At 72.1% G+C, this 21,303-nt stretch carries 17 protein-coding genes and 1 tRNA gene; 6 read left to right on the top strand and 12 right to left on the bottom strand.

Annotated elements, in window-relative coordinates; genetic code table 11:
* Positions 1 to 13: 13 nt before the first annotated feature.
* The 12 genes from FHX40_RS01240 to FHX40_RS01185 all read right to left on the bottom strand — a co-directional run bounded on the left by FHX40_RS01240 (position 14) and on the right by FHX40_RS01185 (position 11,580).
* Positions 14 to 847 (bottom strand): DUF4253 domain-containing protein, encoded by an 834-nt coding sequence (locus FHX40_RS01240; protein WP_142257890.1) that lies wholly within the window; start codon positions 845 to 847, stop codon positions 14 to 16.
* A 47-nt stretch (positions 848 to 894) separates the two neighbouring features.
* A complete protein-coding gene (locus FHX40_RS01235) occupies positions 895 to 1,674 on the bottom strand; it encodes a WecB/TagA/CpsF family glycosyltransferase (RefSeq protein ID WP_229788830.1) in 780 nt (259 codons plus the stop codon).
* An 11-nt stretch (positions 1,675 to 1,685) separates the two neighbouring features.
* Complete coding sequence (locus tag FHX40_RS01230) at positions 1,686 to 2,594, bottom strand: glycosyltransferase family 2 protein (RefSeq protein WP_142257888.1); 909 nt, start codon at positions 2,592 to 2,594, stop codon at positions 1,686 to 1,688.
* Positions 2,591 to 3,565, bottom strand: coding sequence for a sulfotransferase family protein (locus FHX40_RS01225; RefSeq protein ID WP_229788829.1), 975 nt, complete (start codon positions 3,563 to 3,565; stop codon positions 2,591 to 2,593). The genes FHX40_RS01230 and FHX40_RS01225 overlap by 4 nt, the downstream gene beginning before the upstream one ends.
* A 168-nt stretch (positions 3,566 to 3,733) precedes the next feature.
* Positions 3,734 to 4,996: a sulfate adenylyltransferase subunit CysN gene (gene cysN / locus FHX40_RS01220; RefSeq protein ID WP_142257887.1), complete on the bottom strand. Its 1,263-nt coding sequence runs from the start codon at positions 4,994 to 4,996 to the stop codon at positions 3,734 to 3,736.
* Entirely contained in the window at positions 4,996 to 5,910 is a 915-nt protein-coding gene (cysD, locus tag FHX40_RS01215; protein WP_142257886.1) for a sulfate adenylyltransferase subunit CysD, read from the bottom strand. The genes cysN and cysD overlap by 1 nt, the downstream gene beginning before the upstream one ends.
* An 8-nt stretch (positions 5,911 to 5,918) precedes the next feature.
* Positions 5,919 to 6,713, bottom strand: a complete 795-nt coding sequence (locus FHX40_RS01210) for a 3'(2'),5'-bisphosphate nucleotidase CysQ (protein WP_142261469.1) — start codon at positions 6,711 to 6,713, stop codon at positions 5,919 to 5,921.
* A gap of 373 nt (positions 6,714 to 7,086) precedes the next feature.
* On the bottom strand, positions 7,087 to 7,701 hold the full coding sequence (pth, locus tag FHX40_RS01205; protein WP_142257885.1) for an aminoacyl-tRNA hydrolase: 615 nt from the start codon (positions 7,699 to 7,701) through the stop codon (positions 7,087 to 7,089).
* A gap of 343 nt (positions 7,702 to 8,044) precedes the next feature.
* Positions 8,045 to 8,626 carry a 50S ribosomal protein L25/general stress protein Ctc gene (locus FHX40_RS01200; protein ID WP_142257884.1) on the bottom strand — a complete coding sequence of 194 codons (582 nt, stop codon included), beginning with the start codon at positions 8,624 to 8,626 and terminating at the stop codon, positions 8,045 to 8,047.
* A 131-nt stretch (positions 8,627 to 8,757) separates the two neighbouring features.
* A complete protein-coding gene (locus FHX40_RS01195; RefSeq protein WP_229788828.1) occupies positions 8,758 to 9,726 on the bottom strand; it encodes a ribose-phosphate diphosphokinase in 969 nt (322 codons plus the stop codon).
* A gap of 10 nt (positions 9,727 to 9,736) precedes the next feature.
* Positions 9,737 to 11,260 carry a bifunctional UDP-N-acetylglucosamine diphosphorylase/glucosamine-1-phosphate N-acetyltransferase GlmU gene (gene glmU, locus FHX40_RS01190; protein WP_142257882.1) on the bottom strand — a complete coding sequence of 508 codons (1,524 nt, stop codon included), beginning with the start codon at positions 11,258 to 11,260 and terminating at the stop codon, positions 9,737 to 9,739.
* A gap of 249 nt (positions 11,261 to 11,509) precedes the next feature.
* Positions 11,510 to 11,580, bottom strand: a tRNA-Gln gene (locus FHX40_RS01185).
* Between the two features lie 256 nt (positions 11,581 to 11,836).
* Here FHX40_RS01185 and FHX40_RS01180 point away from each other — a divergent pair.
* The 6 genes from FHX40_RS01180 to FHX40_RS01155 all read left to right on the top strand — a co-directional run bounded on the left by FHX40_RS01180 (position 11,837) and on the right by FHX40_RS01155 (position 21,294).
* The gene (locus tag FHX40_RS01180) at positions 11,837 to 12,811 is read left to right on the top strand and encodes an acyl-CoA desaturase (RefSeq protein ID WP_142257881.1); all 975 of its coding nucleotides are present in this window, start codon (positions 11,837 to 11,839) and stop codon (positions 12,809 to 12,811) included.
* 98 nt (positions 12,812 to 12,909) lie between these two features.
* Positions 12,910 to 13,833, top strand: a complete 924-nt coding sequence (locus FHX40_RS01175; protein WP_142261468.1) for a TetR/AcrR family transcriptional regulator — start codon at positions 12,910 to 12,912, stop codon at positions 13,831 to 13,833.
* Positions 13,834 to 13,908: 75 nt separating this feature from the next.
* Complete coding sequence (locus tag FHX40_RS01170; RefSeq protein WP_142257880.1) at positions 13,909 to 16,005, top strand: RNA degradosome polyphosphate kinase; 2,097 nt, start codon at positions 13,909 to 13,911, stop codon at positions 16,003 to 16,005.
* Entirely contained in the window at positions 15,998 to 16,897 is a 900-nt protein-coding gene (locus tag FHX40_RS01165) for an NUDIX hydrolase (RefSeq protein ID WP_142257879.1), read from the top strand. The genes FHX40_RS01170 and FHX40_RS01165 overlap by 8 nt, the downstream gene beginning before the upstream one ends.
* 258 nt (positions 16,898 to 17,155) lie before the next feature.
* On the top strand, positions 17,156 to 20,437 hold the full coding sequence (locus FHX40_RS01160; protein WP_142257878.1) for a TIM-barrel domain-containing protein: 3,282 nt from the start codon (positions 17,156 to 17,158) through the stop codon (positions 20,435 to 20,437).
* A 131-nt stretch (positions 20,438 to 20,568) separates the two neighbouring features.
* Complete coding sequence (locus FHX40_RS01155) at positions 20,569 to 21,294, top strand: phytanoyl-CoA dioxygenase family protein (protein ID WP_142257877.1); 726 nt, start codon at positions 20,569 to 20,571, stop codon at positions 21,292 to 21,294.
* Positions 21,295 to 21,303: the final 9 nt, after the last annotated feature.

Genomic DNA, 21,303 nt, shown 5'->3' with positions numbered 1-21,303 from the left:
GCCGGCGCCCGGGTCAGTCCCACCAGAACGACCAGTAGTACTTGCCGATGATCTGCTCGCTGTAGTCCACCAGGTTGCCCGGGCCCTGGATGATGTTGTCCGGGCAGAAGGTCCAGTGCTCCGCGGCGACCCGGATCGCGTGCTCCGGGGTGACCGGCGGGGCGGCGACGCTCAGCTCCAGGGTGTTGAACCCCACCCCGACCACGCGCGCCCCGAACCGCTCCTCCCAGCTGCGCACCACCGCCGCCATCGGCACCGCCCACTCGTTGTGGTTGACCGCGCCCTGCCAGCCCATCACCACGAGCGCGTCCGCGCCCCGGTCGGCGGCGGCGAGGCCGAGCAGCGGGCGGCGTTCGGCGAGCACGCACGCGTACCAGTCGGCGACGGCGTCCGGTTCGGCGAGCAGCCGCCCCGGCGGGGCGAGCCCCGGGCACTCCCGGCCGAACGGGAACAGGTCCTCGATCTGCTCGGGGCTGGCCTGGGCGAGCCAGTCCGACCACACCTCCGCCATGAACGCCCCCGCCTCGAAGTTGTCGATGAGCGCCGGATTGTCGGGGGCGATCTGGCCGGCCGACCACGGCTGCACCGAGTCCTCGAGCAGGAGCGGCCACAGGCCCGACTCGGGGTGGGCGGCCCGCAGCTTCGCCCAGAGCTCCCCGCTCACCGGCTCGTCGCTCAGCCAGAACGCGGGCCGTGAAGGCGAACGCGAAGGAAAGCGTGCGAAACTCGGGTCCGGCCACACCACCGCCCCCTCGGGGAGGTCGGTGGGCAGCACCCGGCCCACGCCGTCATCAGCGAACAGCAGCCGCAGCTCCGGCGGCAACTGCCGACGATCGCATTCGTCCATCCCATCCGCGATGGTAGTGCCTGACGACTTTTCCGACGGGGATCTGGTCACGAGAACAGGCGTTTGAGTGCGCAGACCGTCAACAGCCGCAGCGCGTACGGCAGGTCGTCGACAAGGTAGCGCCGGGCCAGCCGTCCGGGCTCGCTCGCGAGCCGGAACAGCCACTCCAGCCCGGCCTGCCGCATCCAGCGCGGGGCGCGCGGCACGGCCCCGGCCGCGAACGCGATCGCGGCGCCGCAGCCGACGAACCACGCGGCGGGCAGCTCCTCGCGCAGCGTCTCGATGAGGCGCTCCTGCCGCGGGAAGCCGAGCCCGACGAACACGATCCGCGGGTTCGCCCGGACCAGGGCCGACCGGATCGCCGCGACCTCCCCCGGCTCGTGCTCGAACCCGTACGGCGGGCTGCGCCAGCCGCTGACGATCAGCCCGGGGTAGCGGTCGACGAGCGCGCAGGCGGCCCGCTCCGGCGCCCCGGGCGGGCCGCCGAGCAGGTAGATCGGGAAGCGGTAGAACGCCGCGGCCTCGGACAGCGACCAGATCAGGTCGGCCCCGGTGATGCGGCCCGGCAGCCGGGTGCCGAGCAGCCGCGCCGCCCACACCACCGGCATGCCGTCGGCGACCGCGAGGTCGGCGTGCTCCACCAGCGCCCGGATCTCCGGGTCCCGGGAGGCGGCCCGGCAGATGTCGACGTTGGGCGTGACGATCCGCCCGCCCTCGCCGCGCTTGAGCGCCGCGACCACGTGGTCGACCACCTCGACCTCGGTCATCGGGTTCACCGAGATCGGCCCGACCCGGACCCGCCGGGTCCGGGTCTTCGCCTTGCGCACCCAGGCCCCCATCAGATGCCGTGCCCCCGGGCGTGCAGCAGGCCGAGCACGAACCGCGGCGAGAGCAGGCCGCCCGCGACCGCGAGCGCGAGCGGCGCCCGCGGCTCCGCCCACCGGCGGCCGAGCGCGCGCCGGGCCCAGCGGGCCGCGGCCCGGCGGTTGCCGAGCGCCGCGTGGTGGAAGGCGAGCTGGCCGTACACGCGGGCCGCGCCGCGGCGGTCGGCGACCAGCTCGGGGTGCCGGTCGAGCATCCACTCCAGGCCCGCGATGCGGCCCGCCCAGTGCGTGGCGTAGTGCGACAGGCCCCAGCGGACCCGCACCAGCGGCCGGTCCACGTGCACGATCGGCCGCCGCTTGGCCGCGCGCAATGCGAGGTCCCAGTCCTCGTTCTGGCCGCCGGGGGCGTCCTCGTCCACCCGGTAGCCGCGGAACAGGAAGGTCGAGGAGTGCACCATGACCATGCGGGAGCGCACCAGGTGCTCCGGGCCGATCCGGTCGGTGCCGGCGAGCCGGGGGATGCGCCGCCCGCCGTACTCCACCTCGATCGCGCAGCTGGCGAAGTCCGCGCCGGGCTCGGCGCGCAGCGCGGCGAGCTGGGCGGCGAGCCGGCCCGGCAGCCAGACGTCGTCGTCGTCGCAGAACGCGGTCCACTCGGTGTCGAGCGCGGCGATCCCGGCGTTGCGCGCCCGGGCGAGGTGCGGGCCGCCGGGGTTGGCGAGCACCCGCACCCGGCGCGGCCCGTCCGCGGCGAGGTCCGCCACCTGGCGGCGCACCGCGCCCACGTCGCAGCCGTCGGCGACGATCACGACCTCGAGGCGGCCCGGGTGGCGCTGGGCGAGCACGGCGGCGAGCGCGGCGCGGAGCAGGGCGGGCCGATCCCCCCGGGTGGGGATGACCACGCCCACCGACGGGCCGCTCATGCCGACGCCCCCTGCCCGGCGAGGCGGTAGCCGTACCGCAGCAGCAGCGGCCAGGTGAGCGCGGTGACCAGCCAGCGGTCCCGCCGCGCCATGCCGGTGCGCCAGGCGTCGTCGCGGCGCAGCGGCACCGTGCCGACCGCGAACCGCATGGGGTTGCCGGACACGGTGTGCCCGACCGAGAGCACGGCCGCGTCGTCGGCGAGGAAGGACGGCTGCGCCGCGGGCAGGCCGAGGCGGCGGGCGAGCCGGCCGAGCGTCTGGCGGGGCGCGTCGACGAGGTCCTCGTACCGCACCCGGGTCACCGGCACGCCGCGGCGGGCGAGCAGGTGGAAGGCGAGGTTCTGGGCGAGCCAGTGCACCGCGGTCGCCGCGGGGCGCCACCGGGTCATGGGGCTGCCGTCCTCGGGGCGCGGCACCCACCTGCTCCACGAGTGCGCCACGGCCCGGGCGTCGCGGACCATGTGCACCACGCTCACCGGCTCGCCCGCGCTCGCCAGGCAGAACGCGAGCGAGGCGTGCTTGCTGGAATCGACGATCACCTCGGCGCCGGTGACCTCACCGGCCGCCCGGTAGAGCCGCCGGTACGCCTCGGCGTACTCGCGCAGCCGGTCCGGGCGTCGTGCCGGGGGCGCGCTTCCGGGACGGGGGGTACGGCCCGGCCGGGTGGTTCGCCGGGCGAGAACGGGGATGCGCCGGGTGCGGTCGACCCGGCGGCGCAGGGCGAGGACACGCCGGGCGAGCTCGGGGCTCCAGCCGCCGAACGCGCGCTCGCCGACCCGCCGCCAGAATGGGCAACGTAAGAACGGCAGGCCACAGCCGCACGGCTCGTCCCGGTCGATCCCGCGTGCCCAGAGGTGGACGACCTCGCCGAGCGCGACGACGCCCGGGAGCTCGCCCAGCAGGCGTTCCAGCAGGGTGGTGCCGCTCCGGCCCAGCCCGCCGACATAGATGACGCGATGACTCACAGGCACGGTCTCCTACTTATCGCTACGGACCGTGCCGAAGCTATCGCTAACGGTAACCGAAAACTCTAGGAAAGGTCAAAGATCTACCCGCGCTTGCCGTGCGCCCGTCCCCGGCGGGCCGTACGGCCCGCCGGCGCGGCCGGACGAGGACCGGCGCCGGCGGGCGTCGGGTGGTCAGCGGGCGTCGACGATCATCCCGGCGCCGACCGTGGCGTTGGTGGCCTCGTCGATGAGGATGAAGCCGCCGGTGGCCCGGTTGCGCGCGTACTCGTCGACGAACAGCGGCTGGGTGACCCGGAACGTCACCCGGCCGATCTCGTTGAGCCCGAGGGCGCCGACCGACTCCTCGCGGTGCAGCGTGTTGATGTTGAGCCGGTACTGGACGTCGCGCACGAGCACCCGCGCGGTGCGCGTGGTGTGCTTGATGGTGAACTTCGCCCGCGGGGTGAGCTTGGTCGTGTCGGACATCCAGCAGACCATCGCGTCGAGCTCCTGGGTGACGGTCGGCTGGTTGTGCGGGCGGCAGATCATGTCGCCCCGGGAGATGTCGATGTCGTCCTCCAGCCGGAGGGTGACCGACATCGGCGGGAACGCCTCCTGCACCGGCCCGTCGTAGGTGTCGATCGCGGCGATCCGGGTGGTGAGCCCGGACGGCAGGTGCAGCACCTCGTCGCCGGGCTTGAGCACGCCGCCCGCGACCTGGCCGGCGTACCCGCGGTAGTCGTGGAACCGCGGGTCGGTCGCCTTCTGCGGCCGGATCACGTACTGCACCGGGAACCGCACGTCGACGAGGTTGCGGTCGGAGGCGATGTGCACGTTCTCCAGGTGGTGCAGCAGCGAGGAGCCCTGGTACCAGGGCATGTTCTCCGACCGGGAGACCACGTTGTCGCCGTGCAGCGCGGAGATCGGGATGAACGTGAGGTCGGTGACGTTCAGCTTGCTGGCGAACGCGGTGAACTCCTCGCGGATCTGTTCGAACCGCTCCTGCGAGTAGTCGACGAGGTCCATCTTGTTCACCGCGAGCACCAGGTGCGGCACCCGCAGCAGCGAGGCGATGAACGCGTGCCGCCGGGACTGCTCGAGCACGCCCTTGCGCGCGTCGATGAGGATGATCGCGAGGTCCGCGGTGGACGCGCCGGTCACCATGTTCCGGGTGTACTGGATGTGCCCGGGGGTGTCGGCGATGATGAACTTCCGCCGCGGGGTGGCGAAGTAGCGGTAGGCGACGTCGATGGTGATGCCCTGCTCCCGCTCGGCGCGCAGGCCGTCGGTGAGCAGCGACAGGTCGAGGTACTCGGTGCCGCGGGCCCGGGAGGTGCGCTCGACCGCCTGGAGCTGGTCCTCGAAGATCGCCTTCGAGTCGTACAGCAGGCGGCCGATCAGCGTCGACTTGCCATCGTCCACCGACCCGGCGGTGGCGAATCGCAAGATGTCCATCAGAAATACCCTTCCTTCTTGCGATCCTCCATCGCCGCCTCCGAGAACCGGTCGTCGGCCCGGGTCGCGCCCCGCTCGGTGATGCGGGTGGCGGCGATCTCGGCGATCACCTCGTCCACCGTGCGCGCGGTGGACTCCACGGCGCCGGTGCAGGTCATGTCGCCCACGGTGCGGAACCGCACGGTGGCCTCGAAGACCGGCTCGTCGTCACCGCGGTTGACGTACGGGGAGTCGGCGAGCAGCATGCCGTCGCGCTCGAACACCTTGCGGGTGTGCGCGAAGTAGATCGACGGGAGCTCGAGGTTCTCCCGCCGGATGTAGTCCCACACGTCGAGCTCGGTCCAGTTGGACAGCGGGAAGACGCGGATGTGCTCGCCCTTGCGGATGCGGGAGTTGTAGAGGTTCCACAGCTCGGGCCGCTGGTTCTTCGGGTCCCACTGGCCGAACTCGTCCCGGAAGGAGAACACCCGCTCCTTGGCCCGGGCCTTCTCCTCGTCGCGCCGCGCCCCGCCGAACACCGCGTCGAACTCGTGCTCCTCGATCGCGTCCAGCAGGGTGACGGTCTGCAGCCGGTTGCGGGAGGCGCGCCGGCCGGTCTCCTCGACCACCCGGCCGGCGTCGATCGAGTCCTGTACGCTGGCGACGATGAGCCGGGCGCCGAGCTGGGCGACGCGGCGGTCGCGGAAGTCGATCACCTCGGGGAAGTTGTGCCCGGTGTCCACGTGCATCAGCGGGAAGGGGATCGGCGCGGGCCAGAACGCCTTCTCCGCGATGCGGAGCATGACGATGGAGTCCTTGCCGCCGGAGAAGAGCAGACAGGGACGCTCGAACTCGGCGACCACCTCGCGCATGATGTGGATCGACTCGGCTTCGAGCACGTCGAGCTGCGACGTGGTGTAGTCACACAGAGGCATCGCTTCCCCTAACGGTGCAGATCACGGATGCCGGCAAGGAGCATGGGCGCCAGTTCCGGTAGGGATACCAGGATATCCGGCAGGGTCGGATCGGCCTGGTTGTAGGTCAGGGCCGAGCCGTCGATGCGGCTCGCGTGCGCCCCGGCGGCGAGGGCCACCGCGACCGGAGCCGCCGAGTCCCACTCGTACTGCCCGCCCGCGTGCACGTACGCGTCGACCTCGCCGGTGAGCACGGCCGCGATCTTCGCCCCGGCCGAGCCGATCGGCACCAGCTCCGCGCCCACCTGCTCGGCGAGCCGCTCCACGAACTCGGGCGGCCTGGTCCGGCTCACCGCGATGCGCGGCCGCTCGGCAGGGCCCGGCAACTTGGGCGGCTCCACCGTGGACAGGGTACGGCCCTGCGCGGGCAGCGCCACCGCCCCGGCGACGAGCCGCCCCTCGGGCGCGTCCGGGGTCCGCTCCCACAGGGCGACGTGCACCGCCCAGTCGGCCCGGCCCGGCTCGCCGTACTCGCGGGTGCCGTCGAGCGGGTCGATGATCCACACCCGGTCGGCGGTGAGCCGGCGCGGATCGAGCCGCTCCTCGCGGGTCGCCTCCTCCGACAGCAGGTGGTCGCTCGGGCGGAGCCGGGCGAGGGCGTCGGCGAGGAACCGGTGCGAGCCGAGGTCGGCGGCGTCGCGTATCGCCTTGGGGTCGTCGCCCGCGGCGAAGCGGCGCTCGCGCAGCTCCAGCAGTCGCTCGCCGGCCTCGGTGGCCAGGTCCCTCGCCAGTTCGTGGTCGTCGCGTACGTTCGCGGTGCTCACGTGTCTTCCGGGCTCCTTCGGCTCCTCGTCACCGACCGTCTCCGCCTCGTCGCGGCCGACCGGGGTCTTCACGGGCGGTAGATCCAACGTCAACGCCGGTCCGATAACGTAACGCCGCCCCACCGCACCCGATTCCGCGTTCCCGGGGCCGTCCCAGGCCGTTGTGCCCCGAATCCGCGGCGTCCCGCCGCGCCGCGCCCCGGCGGTGATGAAATCGTAACCACGCCGTCCGGTGCCCGTGCCGATTCTTGGAAAGCGTACGGGATGGCTGTGCGCCAATTACACCAACAATTCGGAAATCTCCGGCCATACCTGTTTGCCGGATTAGCGGGATGTGTGATCGCGTGCCCTCGGCACCGATTCCGCATGCGAATCAGCGGGGCGGCTTGGCGGGATTGAGGTCGGCGCCGTGGAAACGGTTCTGCGTCTCCGCCAGGCCCCGGGTGATCAGCGATTCCACCACGTCCGCGGCCCGGTCCACGAGCAGCGGCAGGTCCTTGCGCTCCGCGGTGGCGAAATCGCGCAGCACGTACACCGCGGGGTCCATGCGCCCCGGCGGCCGGCCGATGCCGAACCGCACCCGGAAATAGTCCCGGGTGCCGAGCGCGTTGGTGATCGACCGCAGGCCGTTGTGCCCGTTGTCGCCGCCGCCGAATTTGGCGCGCAGCGCGCCGTACGGGATGTCCAGCTCGTCGTGCACGACGATGACCTCGGCGGGCGGCACCTTGTAGAAGTCGGCGAGCGCCTTCACCGGCCCGCCGGAAAGGTTCATGTACGAGCGCGGCTTGGCGAGCACCACGGGGTGCCCGGCGAGCCGCCCCTCGACCACCTCGGCCCGGGACCGGTGCGCCTTGAAGCGCCCGCCGACGCGGGCGGCGAGCTCGTCGAGCACCATGAAGCCCGCGTTGTGCCGGTTACCGGCGTACTCCGGCCCGGGATTGCCCAACCCGACGACCAGCCACCGCCGGGTCTCCGTCTCCGCCGTCACGCCGGCTCACCTCCTGCTCGGACGACCTGCCCTCCGGCCCTGCTCATCGCACACGCTCGGGGAACGCGAGCAGCGGGCGGGCCCGCCGCATGCCGCGCCCGCCCGGCATCCGACACCGTATCCGGCCTGGGCCCGGTCCGGTGCCGCCGTCGGCGCGCGAATCCGCGAACCCGGCCCAGTCGCACGGGCGGCCGGACGGCACACGGCCGTCCGGCCTGCTCTCGGACTTTCGCGTCGGCAGCGTACGGCCGTGCCGCGGATCCCGCGCCGGACGCATGGGTGCGGATCCACGGGGGATCCGCACCGCCATGGCGCACGGATCGCGCGGCGCCGCCGCCCTGCCTTACTCGGCGGCCGCCTCCTCGCCGCCCTCGGCGGGCTCCTCGCTCACCTGGGCGGGAATCACGTGCAGCACGAGGGCGTCGGGGTCGTCGACCAGGGTGACGCCCTGGGGCAGCTTCAGGTCGCGCGCGTGGACCTCGGCGCCGATCTCGAAGCCCTCGACGCTGACCTCGATCTTCTCCGGGATGTGGGTGGCCTCGGCCTCCACGTTCACCGCGGTGAGCTGCTGGTCGACCACACCGTCGGAGACGACGTCGCCGACGGCCACGACCGGGACCTCGACGCTGACCTTCTCGCCGCGCTTCACCAGCAGCAGGTCGACGTGCTCGAGGAAGCCCTTGATCGGGTCGCGCTGCACGCCCTTGGGCAGCGCGAGCTCGTCGATGCCGTCACCCTGCAGCCGGATGAGCACGTTCGGCGTGCGCAGCGCGATCATCAGCTCGTGGCCCGGCAGGGTGAGGTGCCGGGTCTCGCTGCCGTGCCCGTAGAGGACGGCGGGAACCTTGTGGTTCCGGCGGATCTTACGCGCCGCACCCTTACCGAACTGGGTGCGCTTCTCGGCCTTGATGACTACTTCGGACACGGCAAAGCTCCTAGGGATGGATCGGTTGGATTGGGTCGGATAACGCGCTCCCCCTCACCCGCCCTAGCGGAAGGCGTTACGAGCGCGCAGCCCCAGCAGTCTAGCCCACCGGGGCCTTCCTCACGGCCGGCTCAGGTGTCGCCCTCGAACAGGCTGGTGACCGAGCCGTTGCTGAACACCTCGTGGATCGCCCGGGCGATCGTCGGGGCGATGGACAGCACGGTGAGCTTGTCGAACCGCTTCTCCTCCGGGATCGGCAGGGTGTTGGTGACCACCACCTCGCTGATCGAGGAGTTCTTCAATCGGTCCACGGCCGGGCCGGAGAACACCGCGTGGGTCGCCGCGGCGATCACGTTGACCGCGCCCTGCTCGTAGAGCGCGTCGGCCGCCTTGCAGATCGTGCCCGCCGTGTCGATCATGTCGTCGATCACCACGCAGGTACGGCCCTTCACCTGGCCGACCACCTCGAAGACCTTCACCTGGTTCGCCACGTCGAGGTCGCGGCGCTTGTGGATGAAGGCCACCGGGGTGCCGAGCCGGTCGGCCCAGCGCTCGGCGAGCCGTACCCGGCCGGTGTCGGGCGAGACGACCGTGGTGGTCTCGGGGTCGAGCTTGTCGGCGATGTAGCCGGCGAGCACCGGGAGGGCGAACAGGTGGTCCACCGGGCCGTCGAAGAAGCCCTGGATCTGCGGGGTGTGCAGGTCGACCGCCATGAGCCGATCGGCGCCGGCGGTCTTGAAGAGGTCGGCGATGAGCCGCGCGGTGATCGGCTCCCGGCCGCGGCCCTTCTTGTCCTGCCGGGCGTAGCCGAAGAAGGGCATGATCACGGTGATGCGCTTGGCGGAGGCCCGCTTGAGCGCGTCCACCATGATCAGCTGCTCCATGATCCACTTGTTGATCGGCGCCGTGTGGCACTGGATCACGAAGGCGTCGCACCCACGCACCGATTCCAGATAACGGGCATAAATCTCGCCGTTGGCGAAATCGGTGAGTTTCGTCGGCGTGATCTCAATACCGAGATGCGTCGCCACCTCCTCGGCCAGCTCCGGATGGGCCCGGCCGGAGAAGAACATGAGATTGTTCTCACCGGGTTTCTTCATACCGCTCACGTTACTTCTCCTGTTGCTCCGCGGCCGGGCCGGCGCCGTCGACCGTCCCGACCTTGTCGACCTCTGCGGTCTGTTCGACCCGATCGGTCGCCTCGGTCTGCTCGGCGATCGCCCGCTGCGCCGCGGCCGCGGACGCGGTGCCCGCGCGCCTGCGCAGCACCCACTCGCGCACGTTGCGCTGCCGCGCCCGCGCCACGCCGATCGCACCGGGGGGAACGTCATCGGTGATCACCGAGCCGGCCGCCGTGTACGCGCCGTCCGCGACGGTGACCGGCGCGACGAGCATGGTGTCGCAGCCGATGAACACGTGATCGCCCACGACCGTCCGGTGCTTGGCCACCCCGTCGTAGTTGACGAAAACCGTGGCGGCGCCGATGTTCGTGCCCGCGCCGATCACGGCGTCCCCCGCGTAGGTGAGGTGCGGCACCTTCGTGCCCTCGCCGACCTGGGTGTTCTTCATCTCCACGAACGTCCCGGCCTTCGCCTTGCGGGCGAGGACCGTGCCGGGCCGCAGGTACGCGAACGGTCCCACCTGGGCGTGCGGGCCGATCACCGCGCCGACGCTCACCGCGTTCCGCACCACCGCGTACTCGCCCACCTCGGTGTCGGTGAGCGTGGTCGCGGGGCCGATCTCGGCGCCCTCCCCCACGGTGGTCCGGCCGTGGAGCTGGGTGCCGGGATGGATCACGACGTCGGGCGCGAGGGTGACGTTCACGTCGATCCAGGTGGAGGCCGGATCGATCACGGTGACCCCGGCGCGCATGTGCCGCTCGAGGATGCGCCGGTTGAGCACCTGGCGCGCGAAGGCGAGCTGGACCCGGTCGTTGACGCCCTCGACCTCGACGTGGTCGGCGGCGACGCTGGCGCCCACGCGGTGCCCGTCCTCGCGGAGGATGGCGAGCACGTCGGTGAGGTACTCCTCGCCCTGCGCGTTGGCGGAGGAGACCCGCTTCACCGCGTCCGCGAGCAGGGTGCCGTCGAAGGCGTAGACCCCCGAGTTGATCTCCCGGATCGCCAGCTGCTCGGGCGTGGCGTCCCGGTGCTCGACGATCTCCAGCACGGCCCCCGCCGCGTCCCGGACGATGCGGCCGTACCCGGTCGGGTCCGGCACCACCGCGGTGAGCACGGTGACCGCGTTGCCCTCCCGGGCGTGGTCGCCGAGCAGTGCGGCGAGCGTCTCGGTACGCAGCAGCGGCGTGTCGCCGTACGTCACCAGGATCGTGCCCTCGATGGGGCCGGTCTTCTCCAGCACGGTGCGCACGGCGTGCCCGGTGCCCCGCCGCTCCTCCTGGACGACGATCTCGGCGTCCGGGGCGGAGGCGGCGACGTGCCGCTCGACCTGCTCCCGCGCATGCCCGACGACCAGGATCAGCCGTTCGGGCTCAAGGCCGCGCGCGGCGGCGAGCATGTGGTCGAGCATGGCGAGACCGCACAGCTCGTGCAGGACCTTCGGCTTCTTCGACTTCATCCGGGTGCCCTCGCCTGCGGCGAGGACGATCACTGCGGCCGGGCGCGGCACACTCACGGACTGCGGCTCCCTCGGCGTCGAATGGACATGACGGACCAGGACAACCGACAGCTACCCAACGCACCTAAACGGTACTCACGCACCCAGACGGCTACCAGCCCGCCATGGTGAGCTTACCTGCCACTCCCCCGCCGGCCACCGGGCCCCGCCCCGTTCGGGCACGTCCCGGCGTGGCGACACGCCGACACGCCGGGGTGCCGGAGTCCGGCGCCCCGGTGGACGGCGGGGGAGTTGATGGAAGATCGGCTCCCGGGGGAGGATTCGAACCTCCGTTGACAGAACCAAAATCTGTAGTCTTGCCCCTAGACGACCCGGGATCGGTTGCGTCCGGGCATTCGCGCGATTGGCAGCTCACGCCCGAAACACGATCTCAGGATACCGACCTTCTCCGGCGTACGCGTGCCCAATTCGGGCAGTAGCAGATCCGACCCCGCGGCGCAAGTCACGAAAGCACCACGAGATGCGGGGCGAGCCGTAACCTTCTCCACATTTATCTGCTCTGGATTCCTTACTTACGCTGGCGTAGGTTACGGTGGCGTAGCCAGTCGAACTCCGCACAACGTGAGGTAGCCCATGACAGTCACGGTCGATCGAGTCCCTCCCCCGCCCAAACCCGACCTGGAACCCGAGCCGAAGAGCAACCTCGAGCGCGTGCTGCTCGTGGTCTTCGTGGTCGTCCCCTTCCTCGCGCTCTTCGCCGCGATCCCCATGGCGTGGGGACGGTTCATCGGCTGGACCGACGTGATCATCGGGGCCGTGTTCTACGTGTTCGCGGGCCTCGGCGTCACCGTCGGGTTCCACCGCTACTTCACGCACGGGTCGTTCAAGACCGACAGCCGGTTACTCAAGATCGTGCTCGGCGTCGCCGGCAGCTTCGCCCTCGAGATGGGCGTGATCGACTGGGTCGCCACGCACCGCCGCCACCACAAGTACTCCGACCGTGAGGGCGACCCGCACTCGCCGTGGCGCTTCGGCAACGACTGGAAGGCCCTCACCAAGGGGCTGTTCTACGCCCACGTCGGCTGGCTGTTCTCCCGGGAGCGCACCAACCGGGAGAAGTACGCCCGCGACCTGCTCGCCGACCGCGACATCAAGCGCATCCACGACCTGTTCCCGGTGCTCGCGGCGGCCTCGCTGCTGCTGCCCCCGCTCATCGGCGGCCTCGTCACCTGGTCCGTGAGCGGCGCGCTCACCGCGTTCTTCTGGGGCACCCTGGTCCGCGTCGCGCTGCTCCACCACGTCACCTGGTCGGTCAACTCGATCTGCCACGTGTTCGGCGACGAGGACTTCCAGGTGCGGGACAAGTCGCGCAACGTGTGGTGGCTCGCCATCCCGTCGTTCGGCGAGTCCTGGCACAACCTCCACCACGCCGACCCGACCTGCGCGCGGCACGGCGCGCTCAAGGGCCAGCTCGATCCCAGCGCCCGGGTGATCAGGTGGTTCGAACAACTCGGCTGGGTCCATAGCGTCAAATGGCCGGATCCGGAACGCCTGGCGACACGGCTCGCCAACGCCGAGAAGGCCGCCCGGCCCATAAAGGCCGCCTGACCTGCCCATAGGCGCGCGCGCCGGGTGATCGACTTGCTACGCACCCCGGCGCGCGGGCCATTATTTGACATATGACGGAACCCCGATCCCGTAGACGCATGACCGGCAAGGAACGTCGTGAGCAGTTGATCGGGGTCAGCCGGGCTCTCTTCGCCGAAAAGGGCTTCGACGGGACCTCGATAGAGGAGATCGCCGCCAAGGCGAAGGTCTCCAAGCCAGTCGTCTACGAGCACTTCGGAGCCAAGGAGGGCATCTACGCGGTCGTGGTGGACCGCGAGATGCAACGGCTCCTCAGCATGGTGACCCAGTCACTCGTCGACGCGCCTCCCCGGCTGAAACTGGAACGCGCGGCCCTCGCGATGCTCCAGTACATCGAGGAGAGCAGCGAGGGCTTTCGCATATTGGTCCGCGACTCGCACGCCGCCTCCGGGACCGGCACGTTCGCCAGCCTGATCAGCGAGATCGCCCGCCAGGTGGAGGACGTGCTCGCCGAGGCGGCCGCCGCGCACGGCTACGACCCGCACTACGCGCCGATGTACGCGCAGATGCTCGTGGGCATGGTCGCGCTCACCGGGCAGTGGTGGCTCGACGTACGCAAGCCGCCCCGCGAGGAGGTCGCCGCCCACCTGGTGAACCTCGCCTGGAACGGCCTCAACCGCCTCGACCCCAACCCCACGATCAGCGAGGAGTCGCGCGGGCTGATCATCACCCCGCCGGTCACCACGATCACCACCGCACCGCTCAGCGAGAAGGAGCGGCGCGAGCAGGAGAAGGCGCGGGAGCGGCGGATCAAGGAGCAGGAGAAGGCGCGGGAACGCCAGCGCAAGGAGCTGGAGAAGCTGCGGCGCGAGCAGGAGAAGGCCCGCGCCCGGCAGCTGCGCGCCCAGGCCAAGCTCGCCGCGCGCCAGGCGAAGGCCGCCGCCAAGGCCGGCGTGACCGGCCCCGCGCCCGCCGCGTCGCCGCAGGCCACGGCCGCCGCCACGGACGGTGATCACGCGACCGCGAACGCTGACGAGAGTTAGCTTGAGCGACTAACGTGAAGTGTCCGTTGCGACGCGCTTCACGCGTCGTTCACGTTGATAGGGCAGTTTTGTCACATGTCTGCCGGGATTGTGCACCCCGAGGAAGCGGGGGAAGCGGACCGGACCCCGCTTCCCGCCGACCGCTTCCTCAACCGTGAGGAGAGCTGGCTCAGGTTCAACCAGCGGGTGCTCGAGCTGGCCGAGGACCCCGCGGTCCCGCTGCTGGAACGGGTGCGCTTCCTGGCGATCTTCGCGAGCAACCTCGACGAGTTCTTCCGGGTGCGCGTCGCCGGGCTGAAGCGCCGCATGGCGACCGGCCTGCTGCTGCGCACCAAGAGCGGCCTGAAGCCGCGCGAGGAGCTGGTGCGCATCGCCGCGTTCGCCGACGAGCTCGCCCGCCGGCACGCGGCCTGCTTCCACGAGCGCATCCTGCCCGCGCTCGCCGCCGAGGGCATCGAGATCGTGCGGTGGGACGACCTGTCCCGGGACGAGCGCACGGAGCTGCGCAGGCTGTTCCGCGACCGCATCCGCCCGGTGCTCACCCCGCTCGCGGTCGACCCCGCCCACCCGTTCCCGTACATCTCCGGCCTGTCGCTCAACCTCGCGGTGACCGTGCGCAACCCGGCGAACGGCCACACCGTGTTCGCCCGGGTGAAGGTGCCCTCCCAGCTGCCGCGCTTCGTCTCGGTGTCGCCGACCCGGTTCGTGCCGCTCGAGGACGTGATCGCCGCCCACCTCGGGCAGCTGTTCAAGGGCATGGAGATCGTGTCGCACGACGTGTTCCGGGTCACCCGGAACGAGGACCTCGAGGTCGACGAGGACGTCACCGAGAACCTCATGCAGGCCCTCGAGCGCGAGCTGCTCAAGCGCCGGTTCGGCCCGCCGGTGCGGCTGGAGGTGGAGGACACCATCAGCCGCGAGGTGCTCGACCTGCTCGTCGCCGAGCTCGGGGTCGCCGAGCACGAGATCTACCGGCTGCCCGCGCCGCTCGACCTCACCGGCCTGCACGCGATCGCCGACCTCGACCGCGGCGAGCTGAGCTACCGCCCGTTCGTGCCGGCCGAGGCGGTGCACGCCGAGGACGACATCTTCGCGGTGCTGCGCGAGCGCGACGTGCTGCTGCACCACCCGTACGACTCGTTCGCCACGAGCGTGCAGCGGTTCATCGAGCAGGCCGCGGCCGACCCGGACGTGCTGGCGATCAAGCAGACGCTCTACCGCACCAGCGGCGACTCGCCGATCGTGGACGCGCTCATCGACGCGGCCGAGGCGGGCAAGCAGGTCGTCGTGGTGGTCGAGATCAAGGCGCGGTTCGACGAGCACGCGAACATCTCCTGGGCGCGCAAGCTGGAGAAGGCCGGCTGCCACGTGGTGTACGGCGTGGTCGGCCTGAAGACCCACTGCAAGCTCGCGCTCGTGGTGCGCCAGGAGGCCTCCGGCGAGCTGCGTACGTACTGCCACATCGGCACCGGCAACTACAACCCCAAGACCGCCCGGCAGTACGAGGACCTCGGCCTGCTCACCGCCGACCCGCTGGTCGGCGAGGACGTCACCGACCTGTTCATCCACCTGACCGGCTACTCCAACCACTCGGCGTACCGGCGGCTGCTCGTCGCCCCGCACTCGCTGCGCTCGGGCCTGCTCGCCCGGATCGAGCGGGAGATCGCCCACGTCAAGGCCGGGCGGCCGGGCCGGATCCGGATCAAGGTGAACGCGATCGTCGACGAGCAGATCATCGACGCGCTCTACCGGGCGTCCCAGGCCGGGGTGCCGATCGACCTGTGGGTGCGCGGCATCTGCGCGCTGCGGCCGGGCATCCCGGGGCTGTCGGAGACGATCCGGGTACGCAGCATCCTCGGCCGGTTCCTGGAGCACTCGCGCATCTACGAGTTCGGCGGGGGACGGCGGCCGGAGATCTGGATCGGCAGCGCCGACCTCATGCGCCGCAACATCGACCGCCGGGTCGAGGCGCTGGTGCGGGTGTCGAGCCCGCAGCACCGCGCCTACCTGTCCCACCTGCTCGACCTGGCGATGTCGGACACGACCGCGAGCTGGTGGCTCAACCCGGACGGCACCTGGACCCGGCACCACCGCGGGGAGAACGGCGAGCCGCTCGTGGACCTGCACCACCATCTGATCGCGACCCGCCGGTGGAGGTCGGTCGATGCCTGAGCCGTACGCCCGCCCGATCGACCCGATCCTCGCGGCCGGTGCCGTGGTGTGGCGGGGCGACCCCGCCGACCCCGAGGTGGCGGTGGTACACCGGCCCCGCTACGACGACTGGGCGTTCCCCAAGGGCAAGCTCGACCCCGGCGAGCACGTGATCGAGGCGTGCCTGCGCGAGGTCGCCGAGGAGACCGGCCTTGAGGTGGTCCTCGGGCCGGCCCTGCCGCCCGTCCACTACCTGGTGCGCGGCCGGCTCAAGCGGGTGGACTACTGGACCGCCCGCGTGATCGGGTACGGCGAGCCCGCCGACGGCGACGAGATCGACGAGGTGGCCTGGCTGCCGGTGCGCGAGGCCCGCGAACGCCTCAGTTACCTCGCGGACGTCGCCCTGCTGGAGGAGTTCGCCCGCCTCCCGCTGCTCGCCACCCCCCTGGTGTTCGTCCGGCACGCCACCGCGGGCAGCCGTACCGGCCGGCCGGGCGACGACGAGCTGCGGCCGCTCGACGAGGCGGGCGAGGCCCAGGCCGAGACGCTCGCCCGGGTGCTGCGCGCCTACCGCCCGGCCGTGCTGGTGAGCTCCCCGAGCCGCCGCTGCGTGCAGACGCTCGCCCCGTACGCCCGCGGCGCCGGGCTGGAGATCCGGCGCGACGAGCGGTTCTCCGAGACCGGGTACGACGCCCGCGAGACCCTCGCGGCCGCCCTCGGGCTGCTCGACGCGGGCGAGCCCGCCGCGGTGTGCAGCCACGGCAAGGTGCTGCCCGAGCTGCTCGCCGCCGTGGCCGAGCAGCGCTTCCCCGAGGCCGGGCGGCTCGCCGACACCCACCTCGACAAGGGCGCGTTCGCCGTCGCCCACCACGCCGGCGGCCGGCTCACCGCCCTCGAGCGCTACGTGATCTGATCTCCCCGCGCCCTGACCCACCTGCCGCGGCCCGCTCGCGCGCCGCCGTTCCGGCACCGCGCGCCGCGACCGGCGGCCGCCCGCACGGCCTGCCCGGCACATCCTCCGATGACCGATTGTCAGCAATCTTGTCTTGCCTTTCGCACTTTCTCGGTCAATAGTTGCGATTAAACGTTCATGATCGGTCGCATTCTCGATCGAACGTGAACGGTTCGGACAAGGTCGGCCCGGCACTCGCCTGCATCGCTCGAGGTGACCATGAGACGCAACGTGACCGGACCCAGGCCACGGCGCGGCGCCCGGTGGCGGACCGCGGTGCGCCGCCTCGCCGCCGTGACGGCGGCCGCGACCGTCGCCGCGACCACCGCGACGGCCGGTGGCGCGGCCGCGGAGACCACCGGCCGCGACCGGACGGTGACGGCCGGGAACGCGCGCTTCCAGGTGCTGTCCCCCACGCTGATCCGGACCGAGTACGCCGACGACGGCCGGTTCGTCGACAAGCCCACGTTCAACGTGATCGGCCGGGACGCGTTCCCGCGGCCGAAGTTCACCGCGACGCAGGCGGACGGCTGGCTCACCATCAAGACGAGCGCGCTCACGCTGCGCTACCGGCTCGGCTCGGGCCCGTTCGGCCCGGAGAACCTCACCGTGAGCCTCACCGCCGGGCGCACCCCGGTGACCGCCACCCCGTGGCGGCGGGTCGTCTGCGACGTGGGCGCGCTGTGCGAGGCCGAGAGCCAGTCGCAGGCCGGGCTCGCGGTCGCCACCGACCACGCCGGGTACACCGGCACCGGCTTCCTCGCCGGGTTCGAGGCGGTCGGGGACACGCTCACCGCCGAGGTGACCGTCGGCACGGCCGGGACGTACCGGTTCGCCGTGCGGTACGCCAACGCCGTCGGCGGCGACGGGCGGCACACCACCCGCACGCTCAGCCTCACGGTGGACGGCGGCGCGGCCCGCACGATCACCCTGCCGACCACCCCGGACTGGGACACCTGGGCCGTGGCAACGGCCGACCTGGAGCTCGACGCCGGGCGGCACCTGATCGCCCTCACCCGCACGGCCGACGACTCCGGCCACGTCAACGTGGACAGCGTGGCGCTGACCCCGCCGGACGCCGAGTACCCGCCGGTCTCCGCCACCGCGATCGCGTCCTGCCGGTACGGCACGAGCTGTGAGGCCGAGTCCGGCCGGGTGACCGGATCCGGGAAGATCGCCGCCGACCACAAGGGCTTCGCGGGCACCGGATTCGTCGCCGAGCTGCACCAGGGGGCGAGCCTCACGACCCGCGTGACCGACGTGCCCGCCGACGGCACCTACCTGCTGCACGTGCGGTACGCCAACGGCACCGGGGCCGACGGGCGGCACCAGGACCGCACCGCCACGGTCACCGCAGGCGACGACACCCGGGAGATCACCTTCCCGAAGACCGACGACTGGTCCACGTGGCGCACGGTCTCCGTCCCGGTCCCGCTCAAGGCCGGCACGAACGAGATCACCCTCGGCTGCCCGGAGGCGGCGAGCTGCCACGTCAACCCGGACACGATCGCGGTGACCGCCGCGGGCGCGGCCGCGCCGCCGCCGCACCTCGCGCTCGGCGGCTACCGCCGCAGCCTCGACGGCGTGGACGGCGACCAGGGCGACCCGCCCGCCACCCCGGGCCTGCTCCACCGGGACGGCTGGTACCTGCTCGACGACACCCACTCCGCGCTGTTCGACCCGTCACGCGGCACGGTCACGCCGCGGCCGGGCCACGGCGGCCGGCCGTACCAGGACGGGTACGTGTTCGGCTACGGCCTCGACTACAAGCGCGGCCTGTCCGAGCTCGCCACGCTGACCGGGCCGCCCGCGCTGCTGCCGCAGTGGGCGTACGGGGTGTGGTTCTCCCAGTACTTCGACCGCACCGACGAGGACTTCCGCACGCTCGTGGCCCGGTTCCGCGCCGAGGGCGTGCCGCTCGACGTGCTCGTGGTGGACACCGACTTCAAGGCGCCGAACACGTGGAGCGGGTGGCAGATCGACCGGGCCAAGTTCCCCGACCCGAAGGCGTTCTTCGCCTGGGCGAGGTCGCAGGGCCTGCACACCGTGCTCAACATCCACCCGAGCATCCTCGGCGACGACCCGAAGTTCGCCCGGGCGCAGCAGACCGCGAAGGGCAGGCTGCAGCGGGGCGGCTGCCCGGCCGGGCCGGACTGCCACGTCTTCGACTGGGGCGACCCCGACCAGCTCAAGGCGTACCTCGACCTGCACGCCGAGATGGAGGAGCAGGGCACCGACTTCTGGTGGCTCGACTGGTGCTGTGACGCGTCGCGGTCCTCGCTCGCCGGGGTGACCCCCGACGCGTGGATCAACCACCACTACGCCCGCCGGGCCGACCGGCTCATCGGCCGCGGCTTCGTGCTCTCCCGCGCCTACGGCTCGCTGCAGTCCGGGCCGTACGCCGGGCCGGCGGGCCCGCCCACCGGCCCGTGGGCGGAGAAGCGCACCACGGTGCACTTCACCGGCGACAGCACCGGCAGCTGGGGCACCCTGCGGTACGCCGTCGGCGCCACCCCGGCCGAGTCCGCCGCCACCGGCACGGCCGCGATCAGCCACGACATCGGCGGCCACAACGACCCCGGGAACCTGCGCGGCTCCGAGCGGTACAAGGTCGGGGACGAGATCCGGTACACCACCAGGCTCCCCGACGACCTGTACGCCCGCTGGGTGCAGCTCGGCACCTTCCAGCCGATCGACCGGCTGCACAGCAACCACGGCGACCGGCTGCCCTGGCAGTACGGCCCGGCGGCGAACGCCTCGGCCAAGAGGTTCCTCAACCTGCGCGAGCGGCTGGTGCCGTACACCTACACGCTCGCCCGGGAGGCGCACGCCACCGGCGTGCCGATCGTGCGGCCGATGTACCTGGAGTACCCGGACGAGGAGCAGGCCTACGCCACCGCGGACACCCAGTACCTGTACGGCCCGGACCTGCTCGTCGCCCCGGTGACCCGGCCCGGCGAGCAGGCCTCGGTCACGGTCTGGTTCCCGCCGGGCGCCGAGTGGACCGACATCTTCACCGGCCGCACCTACCCGGGCGGCACCACGCACACCGTGACCAGCACCCTCGACACGATGCCGGTCTTCCTCAAATCGGGCGGCATCCTGGTCACCCGGACCGGCGACGTCGCGAACCACGCGCGGCACCCGCTGACCGAGGTGACGGTCACCGTCGGCCTCGGCTCCCCCGGCTCGTTCACCCTGCAGGAGGACGACGGCGCGCCCGCCGGGCGGCTGAAGAGCCTCACCACCCGGATCGACTACACCCGGACCGGGCCGGTGCACCGGGTGCGCATCGGCCCGGCCAAGGGCGCCTACCGCGGGCAGGCGACCGCCCGCGAGTGGACCCTGTCGCTGCGCAACGCCGCGCGGCCGTCGGCCGTGACCGTCGACGGCGCCGCGCTGCGGCCCGGCTCGTACACCTATGACGCCGCGAGCCGCACCCTCACCGTGCGGCTCCCCCGCCGCGGCGTCCACCAGCCGGTCACCGTCACCGTGCGGTGACCCGTCCCGCGGCGGCACCCACCCGGACCGTCCCAGGGCCGCCCTGGGGCGGTCCGGCCCGCTTTCCGGGCACCGGCGGCCCCGGATTCGGCCGGAAAAAATCGGTGGACACGCCCGATAGCGTGGGGGCCATGAGCGTTGTGGACGTCGAGCGGTTCGTCACCGACGGGTTCGTCAAGCTGGAGGCGTCCGTGCCGCGCGAGGTGGCGGACGCCGCCCGGGAGCTGCTGTGGCGGCGGATCGGGCTGTCGCCGGACGACCCGGGCGGATGGACGCAGCCGGTGGTGTGGGCGTCGGACATGACCGGCGAGGGGCCGTTCGGGGAGATCGCCCGCAGCCCGCGGCTCGCGCAGGCGCTCGACGAGATCTGCGGGCCCGGCGGGTGGCGGCCGCGCGGCGCGCTCGGCACGATCCCGATCCGGTTCCCGCGGGTGCCGCCCGCCGACGACCGCGGCTGGCACATCGACCTCAACATCGCGATGCCGGACGGCTCCTTCCGGTGCGGCGCGCGCTCGCACACGATGCTGCTGCTCACCCTGCTGTCCGAGGTCGGCCCGGACGACGCGCCGACCCGGATCCGGGTGGGGTCGCACCGGGACGCACTCAAGGTGCTGGGCGAGAAGACGTGGGACCCGTTCGAGGCCGGGCCGCTGCTCGACGAGGCGAGCGCGCACCGGCCGCTCGCGTACGCCACCGGCGCGCCGGGCGACGTGTACCTGGTGCACCCGCTCACCGTGCACGCCGCCGACGAGCACCGGGGCACCGAGCCGCGGTTCATGGCCCAGGGGCCGGTGTTCCTCACCGAGCCGCTCAGCCCGGACGGGAGCAACGCGCTCGCCCGGGCGATCGCGGGCTGAGCCGCCGCC

Source organism: Thermopolyspora flexuosa (assembly GCF_006716785.1).
Lineage (GTDB): Bacteria > Actinomycetota > Actinomycetes > Streptosporangiales > Streptosporangiaceae > Thermopolyspora > Thermopolyspora flexuosa.
This window is presented reverse-complemented; position numbering and strand designations above follow the sequence as displayed.